The organism is Clostridium sp. TF11-13AC (assembly GCF_003481065.1).
GTDB lineage: Bacteria > Bacillota > Clostridia > Lachnospirales > Lachnospiraceae > Otoolea > Otoolea fessa.
Genome location: NZ_QUKJ01000003.1, coordinates 246,105 through 260,428, shown reverse-complemented (window position 1 = coordinate 260,428; position 14,324 = coordinate 246,105). Strand labels below are relative to the sequence as shown.

The window sequence follows — 14,324 nt, the reverse complement described above, 5'->3', positions numbered from 1 at the left end:
TGAACAGTAACACGCTTTGGCGACATGTTAAAAAAATATCATAAAAAATCTTGAAATGACCTATAAAATGAATTACAATAAAATTGTTTGAAAATTGTGGTAGCACGCAGTGCAGAACAATTTGGTATCAGAAGGGTCAAAAGATTCGAAAATAAAACGGCTGGTTCACGGTTGGGGATGTGAAGCGGAAAGCCTTAGGACGGAGGAATAAGCGATGGCAAAAGAGGTTAAAACGATTGGTGTACTGACAAGCGGCGGCGATGCGCCGGGTATGAATGCAGCGATCCGTGCGGTGGTCCGGACTGCGATCAACAAGGGCATGAAGGTAAAAGGTATCATGCGTGGTTACGCTGGACTTTTGCAGGAAGAGATTGTGGACATGGACGGAACCAGCGTGGCAGATACGATTGGCCGTGGCGGTACGATCTTATACACAGCCCGCTGTCCGGAATTTATGACCGAGGAAGGTCAGAAGCGCGGCGCAGAAATCTGCCGCAAGCACAACATTGACGGTCTGGTCGTCATCGGCGGTGATGGTTCCTACCGCGGCGCCGGAAAGTTATCCGCGCTGGGAATCAATACGGTAGGTCTTCCGGGCACGATCGATCTGGATATTGCCTGCACCGATTATACGATCGGGTTTGATACCGCGATCAACACGGCGATGGAGGCGATCGATAAGGTAAGAGATACTTCCACCTCCCATGAGCGCTGCAGTATCATCGAGGTTATGGGACGCCACGCGGGATATATCGCCCTGTGGTGCGGTATCGCTAACGGCGCCGAGGATATTCTGCTTCCGGAGCGGTACGATGGCAATGAGCAGATGCTGATCAACCGCATCATCGATAACCGGAAACGCGGCAAGAGACATCATATTATCATTAATGCCGAGGGCATCGGACATTCCGCGTCGATGGCGAAGCGAATCGAGGCGGCAACCGGCATCGAGACACGTGCGACGATCCTTGGTTATATGCAGCGAGGCGGCGCGCCGACCTGTAAAGACCGCGTCTATGCGTCCATCATGGGCGCCAAGGCGGTGGAGCTGCTGGAAAAAGGAAAGACCAACCGCGTGGTAGCGTATAAGCACGGCGAGTTTCTGGATTTTGATATTCAGGAGGCGCTGAATATGAAGAAGGATATTCCGGAAGATCAGTATGAGATTAGTAAGCTGCTGATTCGTTAAGGAATTTGATGGCTGCTTGTGAGATGGGCTGGCATATGAACGGAGAACAGGCTTCTCAGGGATAAAGGGAGAGCCTGCTCTCCGTTCGTGCGTCAGCCCTGTTTGTGGGCAATGGAAAATGAAACAGATGGAGGTGCAAGAAAATGGCAGAAATGCAGAATCCCAATACAGATGGGGACTCCACCGTACTCTGCGGTGCGAATTCGTATGTGGAAAAATATTATCTGAATGAGCAGTTTTCGGGGCTGCCGGAGTCAATTAAGCAGGAATTGCAGATCATGTGTGTCATGTACACAGAGGACATCGGCGGTATTATTTTGCTGGAGTTTATGCCGGATGGCAGACTGCAGTTTAAGGTTGAGGCGGAGGAGAATGATTACCTCTTTGACGAGATCGGAAGCGCGCTTAAAATCAAGCAGTATCAGGCGGAGAAGCGTGAGCTGCTGGAATCGCTGGAGCTGTATTATAAGGTGAAGGTGCTGGGAATCCCGGCGGACGAACTGTTAGACGACGAGCAGATGGAACGGTATCAGGAAGATTAGAAATAAAATGAAGATTGGAAACGTAGAATTAAAAAATGCAATCGCCCTTGCGCCGATGGCAGGTGTGACGGATCTGCCGTTCCGTCTGCTCTGTAAGGAGCAGGGATGTGGTTTGATGTACACGGAGATGGTCAGCGCGAAGGCGCTTCTTTATAAGAACCGCAATACAAAGCCGTTATTAGAGACGCGGCCGGAAGAAGAGCCGGTTGCGGTGCAGCTGTTTGGCTCAGATCCGGAGATCATGAGCGAGATGGCGCTGCAGCTGGAGGAAGGACCGTATGCCATCATCGACGTCAACATGGGTTGTCCGGTGCCAAAGATTGTCAATAACGGCGAAGGTTCGGCACTGATGAAGGATCCGAAGCTGGCAGAGCAGATTTTGACGGCGATGGTAAAGAAACTTCATAAACCGGTTACGGTCAAATTCCGCAAGGGATTTAATGATTCGAATATCAATGCGGTTGAGTTTGCGAAGATGGCAGAGAGCTGCGGCGTGGCGGCGGTAGCCGTGCATGGACGGACGAGAGAGCAGTATTATTCCGGAAAGGCGGACTGGGACATTATCCGTCAGGTCAAAGAGGCGGTTTCAATCCCGGTCTGGGGAAACGGTGATGTATTTACACCGGAAGATGCCAAGAGAATGAAGGAAGAAACCGGCTGCGACGGCATCATGGTGGCGCGCGGTGCGAAAGGAAATCCATGGCTGTTTAAACGGATTCTCCACTATCTGAAAACCGGAGAACTTCTGCCGCCGCCGACTGCGGAGGAAGTAAAGAGGATGATTGTCCGCCATGGGACGCTTCAGACGGAATTTCGCGGCGAGGAGATCGCAATGCGGGAGATGCGTAAGCACGTGGCATGGTATACGGCAGGATTTCCACATTCGTCGGCGCTTCGCAATGATATAAACCAGGTGGAGACGCTGGAGGAGCTGGAACGGCTGGTGGATGAGAGAATTTAAGAGAAGGATGAATGTGTGGAATCAAAACGATGGTTGTGTTACATGGGTGGACGAAATCGGAAGGCACAGAAAAAGCACGAAAATGTAGGATTTTCCCTTGTTTTTAAAGCCATTATGGCACTTTGTGATTCTTGACATTACACCAAGAATCATGTATAATAGTGCGATGCAATTATTAGGGGATTCAATGATGAATCGATAGAAGGAAGGATAGCTGTCATGGCAGAAAAGAAGAACATTTTAACTTACACAGGATTGAAAAAGTATGAAGATGAACTTCATGATCTGAAAGTAAATAAACGCCAGGAGATCGCACAGAAGATCAAAGAGGCGAGAGAGCAGGGCGACCTGTCTGAGAACGCTGAGTATGATGCAGCAAAAGATGAACAGAGAGACATCGAGGCAAGAATCGTAGACCTTGAGAAACTGTTGAAAAACGCAGAGGTTGTTGTTGAGGATGAGATCGATCTGGATAAGATCAGCATCGGATGCCAGGTAAAGGTACTGGACGTCGAAGAGGATGAAGAGATGGAATTTAAGATCGTAGGTTCCACCGAGGCAAACAGCTTAGATGGTAAGATCTCCAACGAGTCTCCGGTTGGTCGTGCCCTGCTTGGCAAGAAAGCTGGCGAGACCGTAGACGTAGAGACACAGGCGGGCGTTATCCAGTACAAGATCCTGGACATCCAGCGAGTATCATAAAGAGACGAAGGAGTGAAAGAGAAAGTGGCAGAGCAGAATCAGCAGAATAAGAACGAGGAGAAGGACTTAAATCAGTTATTAAAGGTGCGCCGCGAGAAACTGAAAGACCTTCAGGACAACGGAAAGGATCCGTTCCAGATTACAAAATTTGATGTAACTGCACACAGCAGCGAGATCAAGGATAACTTTGAGCAGATGGATGGCAAAGAGGTTACGATCGCAGGACGTATGATGTCCAAACGTGTGATGGGTAAGGCATCTTTCTGCAATGTGCAGGATTTAAAGGGCAATATCCAGTCTTATGTTGCCAGAGACAGCGTAGGCGAAGAGGCTTATAAAGATTTCAAGAAGATGGATATCGGTGATATTGTCGGAATCAAAGGTACCGTATTCCGCACCAAGATGGGAGAGATCTCCGTTCACGCAGAGTCCATCGTACTGCTGTCCAAGAGTCTGCAGATTCTGCCGGAGAAATTTCACGGACTGACCAACACGGATATCCGTTATCGTCAGAGATATGTGGATCTCATCATGAATCCGGAAGTAAAAGACACCTTTGTAAAACGTTCTCAGATCCTCAAGGAGATCCGCAATTTCCTGGATGGACGCGGATTTATGGAAGTGGAGACCCCGATGTTGGTAGCTAATGCCGGCGGTGCGGCTGCACGTCCGTTTGAGACCCATTATAATGCTCTGGATGAAGATGTAAAACTGCGTATTTCTCTGGAACTCTACTTAAAGAGACTGATCGTAGGCGGCTTAGAGCGTGTTTACGAGATTGGCCGTGTATTCCGTAACGAGGGTGTTGATACCCGTCACAACCCGGAATTTACGCTGATGGAGCTGTATCAGGCATACACCGACTATGAGGGCATGATGGAACTGACCGAGAGTATGTTCCGCTACCTGGCTGAGAAAGTCTGCGGAAGCTCTGTCATCAGCTATAACGGCACTGTGATTGATATGTCCAAGCCGTTCGAGCGCATCACCATGATCGATGCAGTTAAGAAATACTCCGGCGTTGATTTCAACACTGTTAAAACTGACGAGGAAGCAAAGGCAATCGCAAGAGAGCACAATGTTGTATTTGAGGAGCGCCATAAGAAGGGTGATATCATCAACCTGTTCTTCGAGGAGTTCTGCGAGGAGAAGATGATTCAGCCGACCTTCGTTATGGATCATCCGGTTGAGGTATCTCCGCTGACCAAGAGAAAACCGTCCAATCCGGAGTTGGTTGAGCGTTTCGAGATGTATATCTACGGCCGCGAGATGTGTAACGCATACTCTGAGTTAAATGATCCGATCGATCAGAGAGAACGTTTCAAAGCACAGGAAGAGGCTTTTGCTGCTGGCGATGAGGAAGCAAATCATACGGATGAAGACTTCCTGAACGCACTGGAGATCGGTATGCCGCCGACAGGTGGTATCGGATACGGTATCGACCGTCTGGTTATGCTGCTGACCGATTCCCAGGCAATCCGTGACGTACTGCTGTTCCCGACAATGAAGACCCTGGAACCAAAGCGGGCTGAAAACAAAGCCGAAAAAGCAGCGGTAAATGGTTCTGCAGAGGCTGCAACCGTGTCCGCGCCAAGCGTACAGATTGATCTTTCCAAGGTGAAAATCGAGCCTTTGTTTGCAGATGATGTAGACTTTGAGACATTCAGCAAGTCTGATTTCAGAGTGGTTAAGATCGAAGCCTGTGAGGCAGTGCCGAAGTCCAAGAAGCTCCTGAAATTCACACTGAATGACGGAACAGACCGGAAACGCACCATTTTAAGCGGTATTCACGAGTATTACGAGCCGGAAGAGCTGGTTGGTAAGACCTGTGTGGCAATCACAAACCTGCCGCCGAGAAAGATGATGGGTATTGATTCCGAGGGTATGCTGATTTCCGCAGTGTACGAGTATGACGGACGGGAAGGCTTAAATCTTTTGATGCTGGATGACAGTATTCCGGCAGGAGCAAAGCTGTACTAAAGAGGTCATTTACTACAAAAAATCGCGTTACTACAACTTTTCTACAACTTTTGCGCGAGACCCTACGAAACCGGATGAAGCAATATGAAAGGCGGATCTGCTTATAAAATGCAGATTCGCCTTTCTTTTTACATCAGCTTCATGTTCACACTAATGTTTTTTGCCTTCTCCTGCATATTCTCTTGTGTGATATGGGTGTAGATGTCCATTGTAGTAGAGAAATCGGCATGCCCCATGACTTGCTGAATGAATTTAACATCGTTGGTGCTTTCGCAGAGCCGGGTACAGAAGGTGTGCCGCAAGTTGTGAACACTAAAATGAGGGAGCAGATCCGGTTCACGGTCTTCCAGTTCAGCCTGATCCATTTCCTCCATGTTGTAAGTTACGCTGATTCTCTCAATCGCCCGATTGATATTGTGGGCGCTCATGAATGAGCCGGTTCGGTTGCGGAAAACAAAACCGTGAACTCCTCCTAACACCAGTTGATCGTCTGGATACAATGCGTCGATGGTTTCAATCTGGAGGCGAAGCTGCTCGGCCACCTCTGGATAGAGGATAGGGATAATTCGTGTACCGCTCTCAGTTTTGGGAGTGGTAATGTGAAATCCGGCTTTTCCGTCAATGACCCGGTAGATTAAGTTGTGGTTGACCGAGATTGTGTTTTCGCTCAAGTTAATATCGCTTTTGGTAATGCCGGTACATTCTGCTACACGCATTCCTGTTCCAAGGAGCACAGTCATGATGGGGAGCCAATGGCTGTATGTAGGGGACTTGGCAATAAAACGCAGGAAATTCTGCTGTTGCGTTTTAGTGAGTGCGATCCGCCGTTTAGGCTTTGGAGCGCTGCCGTCCGTCTTGAGCTTGCGGTAAATGCCCTTGCTGGGATTTTTGCGGATGTAATCGTCGTCCACGGCCATTTCAAGCGTAGGGTGAACAATGGTGTTGATGCTCTCCAGTGAGTTGATAGCAAAACCGTGTTTCAGCAGTTTGGTATAAAACGCGAGAATATCACTTCTGTGGATTTGTGGCAGAGGCATGTTAGCGAAAGGCTCTTCTTTCACATAGAAGTCCCACAGGTAAAGATAATTTGCTCTGGTGGAGGGCTTCAGTTTGATGTTGTTATTCATGTAGACCTTGAACATATCATTCAGGGTAAGCTTCATGGCTTCCTGAGTACGGATGCCATCATCCTTATCTTTGTTGATCTGCTTTTCTTTGACACGAAGACTTGCGAGATCGGAGTCGTAAAGATATTTCTTTTTAGTGCCTAATTTGTAGACATACATATAGCTGCCATCTGCCCGTTGTGTTTCTCCGGGCCGAAGATTTCGTCCTTTGTTGTCTTTTCTCACTTTTGCCATTACTGGTACCTCCTGATTATAAAAGTGTAGTGCGCCTTACTGGCATGGTTATTTAGCCGGAAATATCATAAAGATATTCTTTGATACGCTGGACACTCCATAGGACACGGGTGTTCATGGTAATGCGTGCATTGGCAAGATCCCCAATCTGTACCGCAGTGTGTCTTCCACAGCACAACAGTTTGCAAAGGGTATCGGTATCAACAGCCAAGCACTGCTCCGGCGGTAGGTCATTCGGTTTTCTTTTCTCCATAATCGTCCTCCTTTTTTCGATTACAATGATCCCTTACGATTTGTAGAAGAAGGTTTTCAACAAAAACAATGAAAACGGTCTTGAGGTCAGGAGGTATTGAAAAACAAAAGAACTCTAATGGGGCCATTTCCTACGCCAGAACGGTTCTGCCGTGTATTTCAGGCTGCTGCTGTGCAGCATTTCGATTATGGGCGCGCTTCTGTGGTCATCGCACACTGTCCAGAATTCCTGTATAACTCCCCATAGAGGTTATGAACTTGTCAAGGTACTAAAAGAGCGTAGGGATCATCCGGTATTACCAAATGATCCGATACATCCTATAAATAGGCTGGGAAGAAAGAACTTCTGCAAAGAGGAAAGAAAATTTAAAGAAAATCCAAAAATCAATATATAGAATGTTGGAATTGACAAACACTATATATTGTGTTAAAATTGCAATGTAATTGATTTTTGTGCGTTGCCCGTCAGGGTACACAGGCTTTAGGGCTTGTGTTGCGGAGTAATGACTGCATTGCACACGCTGTTAAGTTTGTACTTGTGTCAGTAGTATCACTGCGCCTTTTCAGGCCGGTATATTACTGGCTTTTTTATTTTACGGGATTTACCCACCATTGCGAGAATGACACCGGTTCATAGGCAACTATGGACACCAGGCTTTATGCCGTCTGTCATTCTCGCTTTTTTATTGCCTGTAAGCCTGAAAGGGCTTTAAGGATAAATCAAAACTGAGAAAGGCAGGTCATGTACATGAATGTGAAGCAGAAAAGAAAGCAGAATGGTCGGCGGGTCAAGTCGGCACACTCCACGGACTGGAAGATGAAGAGACAGGCAGTATCTTCGCTCCGGCTACGAAATGTTGCACCAATGACGAGGGCGGTTATTTTGCCCCGAAGATCACGAAGGGGGATTTGATATGTCTGGCAGCAATAGTGCTGAACGAAAGCGGTATGAACCGCTGGTGCTGGTAGAAACGGCAGATCTTTCAGAAGAAGACTGGCTGGATTACCGGCGCCGTGGAATCGGCGGCAGCGATGTATCGGCGATTTTTGGCACTTCTCCATTCCGGACAGCCAGGGATCTGTACTACGACAAACTGAACATAGCGTCAGTGGAAGATGATGAGGGCAACTGGGTTGCCATGGAAATGGGGCATTTGCTGGAGCCTCTGGTAGCAAAGATATTCGAGCGGAAAACTGGATATCGGGTCTACCAGATCAAAAAGATGTTCCAGCACCCACAGTATCCTTGGATGCTGGCTGATGTGGACTACTTTGTGGAACTGCCGGATGGCACCACAGCAATCCTTGAGATCAAGACCACAAACTATAATGCCAGAGATAACTGGTGGATGAATGGGAAGGAGACGGTTCCAGTCTACTATGAATCTCAGGGGCGTCATTATATGGCGGTAACGGATCTTGACCGATGTTTCTTTTGCTGCCTGTATGGTAACAACGAGGAAGAAGTTATTATCCGGGAGGTCAAACGTGATTTCGAGTACGAGGCTGAGATGGTCTTTTTGGAGCAGTATTTCTGGGAAAACCATGTGCAGCGCCATGTGCCGCCGCCCTATACAGAAAGTGGGGCCTTGATCATTGAGAGCGCACGCAAACACTTTGGTCCGGCAGATAAAAATGCTCCGGCCGTTGCACTCGACCTGGATATGACTGCAAAACTCATGCAGTATTTGCGTCTTCTGGATGAAAAGAAAAATGCAGAGGTGTACTCCAAAGAAATCGACAAGGATATTCAGCGTCTGAAGGCCCTGTTGATTGCGGAAATGGGTACCAGCTGTACTGCGATCTGTGAGCAGGAGGGCGTGAACTATACGGTTACCTATACCCCTGTTCGCAAGTCCATCATCGACAAGGATAACCTGCTTCGGTTGAAACTGGAGCATCCGGATATTTACGAGCAGTTTGTTACAGTATCCGAATCCAGACGGTTCAGCGTTAGAGCCTCAATTATGGAGGCCGCTTAGTGAGGTGAAAAAAGGATGAATTGTATTGGAACCTACGACGGGACGATTTTTTATAATCCTGCCAATAAGTTTTGTATCGTCAGTGTAAAGACCGCAGACCAGAGCGTGCCTGCCGAGGCCAGGTCAAACAGACGGTACAAAGACCATTTGATCCGCTTTACAGCTGTGGGGTATGAGATTCCACGGACAGATGCGGTAGAGCTGGAACTGGATGGTGAATGGACAAAGGGCAAGTATGGTGTCCAACTCCAGGTGGAGCAGTGGCGTGAAATTGTGCCCAGAACAAAAAACGGCGTAGAGGGCTATCTTGCCTCCGGGCTTATCAAAGGGATTGGTCCTAAAACTGCCGCAGACATTGTGGAGCGGTTCGGTGTGGCCACACTGGATATTCTGGAACACCAGCCGGAGCGGCTGTTGGAGATCCGGGGTATTACGGAAAATAAATTGGAGGACATCAGAGCCTCTTATGCAGAAAACCGTATGCTCCAAGGAATTATGACTTTGCTGGCGCCATTTAAGATTACTCCCAAGACAGCATTGAAAATATATCAATATTTCGGCCCAACCAGCGTAGAGATTTTGGAAAAGAGCCCATTTGAGCTTTGCCAGATCTCCGGCTTTGGATTTCGGCGGGTAGATGCAATCGTACAAAAGAGCGGGGGTGATCTCCATGACCCTATGCGTATCAAAGGGGCTGTCTTTTGTGCGTTAGATGAAGGCAAGAGTAAACGAGGCCATCTGTACATCAGTTCTGAAGAACTGGAGAAATCAGCGCTGAAGCTGCTCAATGAGAAGATACCTGTACCGGAGCTTCGCCTGCATCAGCAGGAAGTCAGGGATATGATGCAGGAAATGATCCTGAATGGAGCAATCGTTTCTGTGAAGGATAATATCTATCTTCCCAGAGTGTTTGCCCAAGAGGACGAAACGGCGCGCCGGATCGCCCAGCGTCTGGTCGCCCAGATGCCAGTAGAGCATATTGCGCCGGTGCTGGAACAGGTCAAGGTTGAAATGGGGCTGCGCCTGTCTGCACAGCAGGAGGCTGCGGTCTATGCAGCATTTAGGCATGGCTTGTCAGTGATTACGGGTTCTCCTGGTACTGGTAAAACAACAGTGCTGCGGACGATACTTGAGGTTTACCGGCGGCTGCACCCTGATGGCAAAATTGCTCTTATGGCGCCTACCGGTCGGGCAAGCCGCAGGATGTCGGAGAGCACCGGCTTTGAGGATGCCCGGACATTACACAGTGGTCTGGGACTGACCAGTGAAGAGGATGAGGGTAGCCGGAACAGAAAGTCAGAGCCACTGTCGGCCGATTTAATCATTGTGGATGAGTTTTCCATGGTGGATATGTGGCTTGCCGAGAAATTCTTTGAGCGCATGAAGGCAAATGCCAGAATCGTGCTGGTAGGCGACCCAGATCAGCTTCCCAGCGTAGGAGCCGGAAATGTTTTCCGTGAGATCATCGAGACCCAAATCGTCCCGGTAACGGTGCTGGATCAGATTTTCCGTCAGTCGAAGGACAGTCTGATTGCCTATAACGCCAAATTTATCAACGAGGGCAATACCAAACTGTTTTATGGACCGGATTTTGTTTTCGTGTCTGGTGATAGTCAGGAAGACACCGCTGAAAAGATTACAGAACGGTATTGTTTGGAGATACAGGAGAGTGGCATTGAGAATGTGCAGATTCTTTCACCTTTCCGTTCAGAAGGCGCCGCGTCGTCGGAACAGCTGAATGAAACCATTCGTGAATTGGTCAACCCATTCCGCTCTGCGGAGGAAGAAATCAAGTTTGGCCCCAGGATCTTCCGGGTCAATGACCGCATCATGCAGACCAAGAACACAGAAAAGGTCTCTAATGGAGATCTGGGCTTCATCCGGTATATTAAGGACACTGACCAGGGTAAAAAAATCGGCATGGATTTTGGCGCTGGCAGAACACTGGAATACGGCGTAGATGATTTGAGCAATGTGGATCTGGCGTATGCCACTACAATCCACAAGGCTATGGGCTCTGAGTATGAGACCGTCATTATGCCGCTGCTCAAAGCGCACACCATCATGATGTACCGTAATCTGCTCTACACCGGAATCACGCGTGCCAAAAAGCGGGTGGTGCTGATTGGGCAGAAACAGGTATTGTTTATGGCAATCCATCGTAATGAGATCGGCAAGCGAAATACGCTACTGGGTATGCGCATCCAGATGTATTTCAAAGCCTACGCAAAGAAAGCCGGCATCCCCATTCCGGCTGCGTTGGAAGAGCAATTAAAGAACGCAAGTTAAAAAAGAGAGGTCAGGTGCAGAAATGGCACTTGGCGTCTCCTATTTTTATGTCAGAAAGGAGTTTCCAACATGAATGAAAAAAGTAATCCGATGCCTATGATGTACAAAACAATTCCGGCAGTGGCAGAACTGAACAAGGTACCTGGCTTTGATCCGCTCAAATTTCTGCGCCATAAGGTGTCCAGAAAGACCAATGAGGAAATGCTGCAGTTGGAGTTGCCCTATCAGAAACTGTGGTTCCGTCTGCGCCACCCCCAGGGCCGCATGAAACTGACTACCCTGAGGATCACGGAACAGCTTGCGATTATGGAGGCCAGAGTTTATCTGGACCGCAGTGATGCAGAGCCTATCAGCAGTTACATCTCGCAGCACAGTGCGGAAGAAGGTACCGATTATGTGCAGGCTGCCCAGGATGAGGCATTGAGTGCTGCGCTGTCGGATGCCGGTTTCGGTTTGCAGTTTGCCGATGTTGCTGTTGACAGTACGGGCAAGGTGTTTGGAAGTAGTATTCCGCTTTCCGGGGCGGCTCCTATCCAGCAGCCAATGCCGGATGCGGCACAGAGGCCCGTAGAAGCCTCTGGAGCGGCGTTGCGGCAATCTGGCGGGGAAGTTCATGCCCGACTGGAAAGAGCGCCTCAGAGCGTCGTAGAGCGCCGTAATGCGCCTGCGCGTCCGACCTCTATCCAGAAACCTGCGGCAAAGCCGGTTCAGAATGAACAGCCCCCGGTTTCTCCGGTACAGCCCACTGTCCAGCAGATGGCTGCAGAAGAGAAGGAGAATATGGATACGCTGCCTGTCGGCAAGGTAGAGGAGAATGCTCCCAATATGGAGCTGCCGGTACCCAACCGTGAGGTTACATTGGATAGCAGTCCAAAACAGGATGATGTGTCTGAGCAGCCGGCCGCACCCGTATTCCAATCGGATGAACCGGAAGAACTGCCTGTGGCGCCTGTTGTTCAGCAGGAAGCACCTAATCAGCCCCTGGCGCCTTCTTATACGGAGAGCACTCCGGTAGAAGATATCTTGAAGGTAATGACCTTTGAAGAAGCGCAGAATGTGGTGGTGGATAGCGGTCTGAGCAAAGGAAAAACCATGGCAACAGTTGCCAAGGAGCGTCCGGTGAGTCTGAAATTCTATCTCACCCCTGGTAACAAGAGTACCAACAATATCGTTCGTGCTGCGGCGCAGATCATGCTCGATGGTATGGCCGCACAGAAAGCCGGATGATAAGCAGCCCCATCTATGGGGCCAAGAAGGGAGGGAGAACAGATGGACTCATATCCAGGAGATTTTCCGTTCGGTATTATGGATGTAGTGGAACTTCTACATCTGCGAATCAGACGCCGACAGGCAAACAGTGTATATGTGGATTGCCCGTTTTGTGGTGACCGCCGCGGCAAGATGAATGTGAATTTCGTCAAAAATGTCTGGCGGTGCAATTATTGTGATGAGCATGGCGGTATGCTTGCGCTTTATGCGCGGCTAAACAATACGACTACATCCGATGCGTATTGGGAGATAGGAGAAGCCCTGTGCAACGATTTTCACAGGGAACGGCCGAACTCTGGATATGAGATGGCAGGAAACCAGCAGGCTGGTACTGGGTCCCCGGTTTCGGGGACTCAGACCGACCTTGCCGGATATGAGAGGAGGGGCGAACTAAAAACAGTGCAGCAAGCAGAACGGGCCAGCGGACAGAAAATCCATCAAACGCTTTCGCTGCTGCTCGCTATGCTGCCTCTTCAGCCTGCCCACCGCAACCATCTGCACTCCCCAAAACGGGGACTGTCGGATGAACAGATTGATAGGATCGGGTTCAAGAGCACTCCACCCCCATTCCTTTGCCGCTCCATTACCGAGCGGCTGATGAAACAGGGATGCAAGGTGGAGGGAGTGCCCGGCTTTTATCTGGATGACAGCGGGCGCTGGACCATGAACTTCTACCGAAAAAACGCAGGGATTTTGATTCCGGCTGTGGGATACGACGGTATGATACACGGCCTGCAGATCCTTTTGGATATTCCGCTCAAGCAAAAAGATGATCCGCCGGATAAGGCAGGAGCCAAATACATCTGGTTTTCGTCCTCGTCCAAAAATATGGGTGTTACATCCGGGAGTCCGGTACATTTTATAGGAGATCCATCTGCCCGGGTGGTCTATGTCATTGAAGGACTGCTGAAAGCAGACATCTCACACTGCCTGACAAACCGGACTTTTGTGGCGATTGCCGGTGCAAACAACACCAGCCAGTTGGATACGCTGTTTGCACTGTTGGCACAGAATGGCACTGAGGAGATCATTGAGGCTCATGATATGGATAAGTACAGTAACCAAATGACCTCTAATGGGGCATCTAAGATCTATCTGATGGCCCGAAAAAATGGAATGGCATGTCGTCGGCTGACCTGGAATCCGAATTATAAAGGGTTTGATGATTGGCAGCTTGCCCTTCGGGAGAAAGAACAGAAGGAAAAGGAGGTGCAGAGAATGAATTTTAAGCAGCAATATCTGTGCGGTAAGTGTGATTTTACCTATATAGATGGCTGCGTCGAGCTTTGGCACACCAGAGCGGAGAAAGATTTGGACCTGACAGAGTATCTGGGGCTGACAAAGGAAGAGTATCAGATATTTCTTGCTCAAGGCAATCAGGCGCTGAAGGATATTCTGGACAGCCAGAGAGTTTTCCGGAGATTTTGCATTTACCAGCTTTGCCTGGGTGAGACACAGACGGTACCTTTCGCGTTCAAGCAACTGGATGCACTGCGTAAGGCTGGATATGAACAGCCGCCTGCCGCCGCCTATCAGACGGTATGGAGCGCAGAGGTCTGTTGCCCAAAGGGTCAGAATGACATGGAAGTGCTGGGGCGTCTGTTCCTGGACTACAATGAACATTTGCCGGAAGATTACAGAGGTCGTCCGTTGGCTCCATCTGATGTGGTGGAACTGGACTGCCAAGGCAAACGCACATACTTCTATGTGAATGACTGCCGGGATTTTGCACCGGTACGCTTCTCCCCATTCTTGTGTAAAAGACTTCCGGAGCCTGCTCAAAAACAGGAATGAAGG

Annotated in this window: 11 protein-coding genes; 9 read left to right on the top strand and 2 right to left on the bottom strand. The window is 49.1% G+C overall.

The features are described from left to right. Positions 1–214 precede the first annotated feature (214 nt). From pfkA to lysS, 5 genes are all read left to right on the top strand, one after another. On the top strand, positions 215–1,189 hold the full coding sequence (pfkA, locus tag DXD12_RS08590; protein WP_022359304.1) for a 6-phosphofructokinase: 975 nt from the start codon (positions 215–217) through the stop codon (positions 1,187–1,189). 143 nt (positions 1,190–1,332) lie between these two features. After that, entirely contained in the window at positions 1,333–1,731 is a 399-nt protein-coding gene (locus tag DXD12_RS08585; protein ID WP_022359305.1) for a DUF6145 family protein, read from the top strand. 7 nt (positions 1,732–1,738) lie between these two features. Beyond that, on the top strand, positions 1,739–2,692 hold the full coding sequence (gene dusB, locus DXD12_RS08580) for a tRNA dihydrouridine synthase DusB (protein WP_107001046.1): 954 nt from the start codon (positions 1,739–1,741) through the stop codon (positions 2,690–2,692). A gap of 219 nt (positions 2,693–2,911) precedes the next feature. Continuing rightward, positions 2,912–3,394 carry a transcription elongation factor GreA gene (greA, locus tag DXD12_RS08575; protein ID WP_107001044.1) on the top strand — a complete coding sequence of 161 codons (483 nt, stop codon included), beginning with the start codon at positions 2,912–2,914 and terminating at the stop codon, positions 3,392–3,394. 24 nt (positions 3,395–3,418) lie between these two features. Further along, positions 3,419–5,374, top strand: coding sequence for a lysine--tRNA ligase (gene lysS, locus DXD12_RS08570; protein ID WP_118638258.1), 1,956 nt, complete (start codon positions 3,419–3,421; stop codon positions 5,372–5,374). Between the two features lie 128 nt (positions 5,375–5,502). On the opposite strand, the gene DXD12_RS08565 is transcribed toward lysS, so the two are convergent. Together DXD12_RS08565 and DXD12_RS08560 are read right to left on the bottom strand one after the other, a co-directional pair. Next, positions 5,503–6,735 carry a site-specific integrase gene (locus tag DXD12_RS08565; protein ID WP_006874387.1) on the bottom strand — a complete coding sequence of 411 codons (1,233 nt, stop codon included), beginning with the start codon at positions 6,733–6,735 and terminating at the stop codon, positions 5,503–5,505. 52 nt (positions 6,736–6,787) lie between these two features. Further along, positions 6,788–6,988, bottom strand: a complete 201-nt coding sequence (locus DXD12_RS08560) for a hypothetical protein (RefSeq protein WP_003501914.1) — start codon at positions 6,986–6,988, stop codon at positions 6,788–6,790. A gap of 913 nt (positions 6,989–7,901) precedes the next feature. On the opposite strand from DXD12_RS08560, the gene DXD12_RS08555 reads away from it, so the two are divergent. From DXD12_RS08555 to DXD12_RS08540, 4 genes are all read left to right on the top strand, one after another. Continuing rightward, positions 7,902–8,969: a lambda-exonuclease family protein gene (locus DXD12_RS08555; protein ID WP_003501916.1), complete on the top strand. Its 1,068-nt coding sequence runs from the start codon at positions 7,902–7,904 to the stop codon at positions 8,967–8,969. Between the two features lie 15 nt (positions 8,970–8,984). Beyond that, positions 8,985–11,258 carry an ATP-dependent RecD-like DNA helicase gene (locus DXD12_RS08550; protein WP_003501918.1) on the top strand — a complete coding sequence of 758 codons (2,274 nt, stop codon included), beginning with the start codon at positions 8,985–8,987 and terminating at the stop codon, positions 11,256–11,258. Positions 11,259–11,327: 69 nt separating this feature from the next. Next, positions 11,328–12,485 carry a hypothetical protein gene (locus DXD12_RS08545; RefSeq protein ID WP_003501919.1) on the top strand — a complete coding sequence of 386 codons (1,158 nt, stop codon included), beginning with the start codon at positions 11,328–11,330 and terminating at the stop codon, positions 12,483–12,485. A gap of 42 nt (positions 12,486–12,527) precedes the next feature. Beyond that, positions 12,528–14,321 (top strand): YodL domain-containing protein, encoded by a 1,794-nt coding sequence (locus tag DXD12_RS08540; protein WP_118638080.1) that lies wholly within the window; start codon positions 12,528–12,530, stop codon positions 14,319–14,321. Positions 14,322–14,324 lie beyond the last annotated feature (3 nt).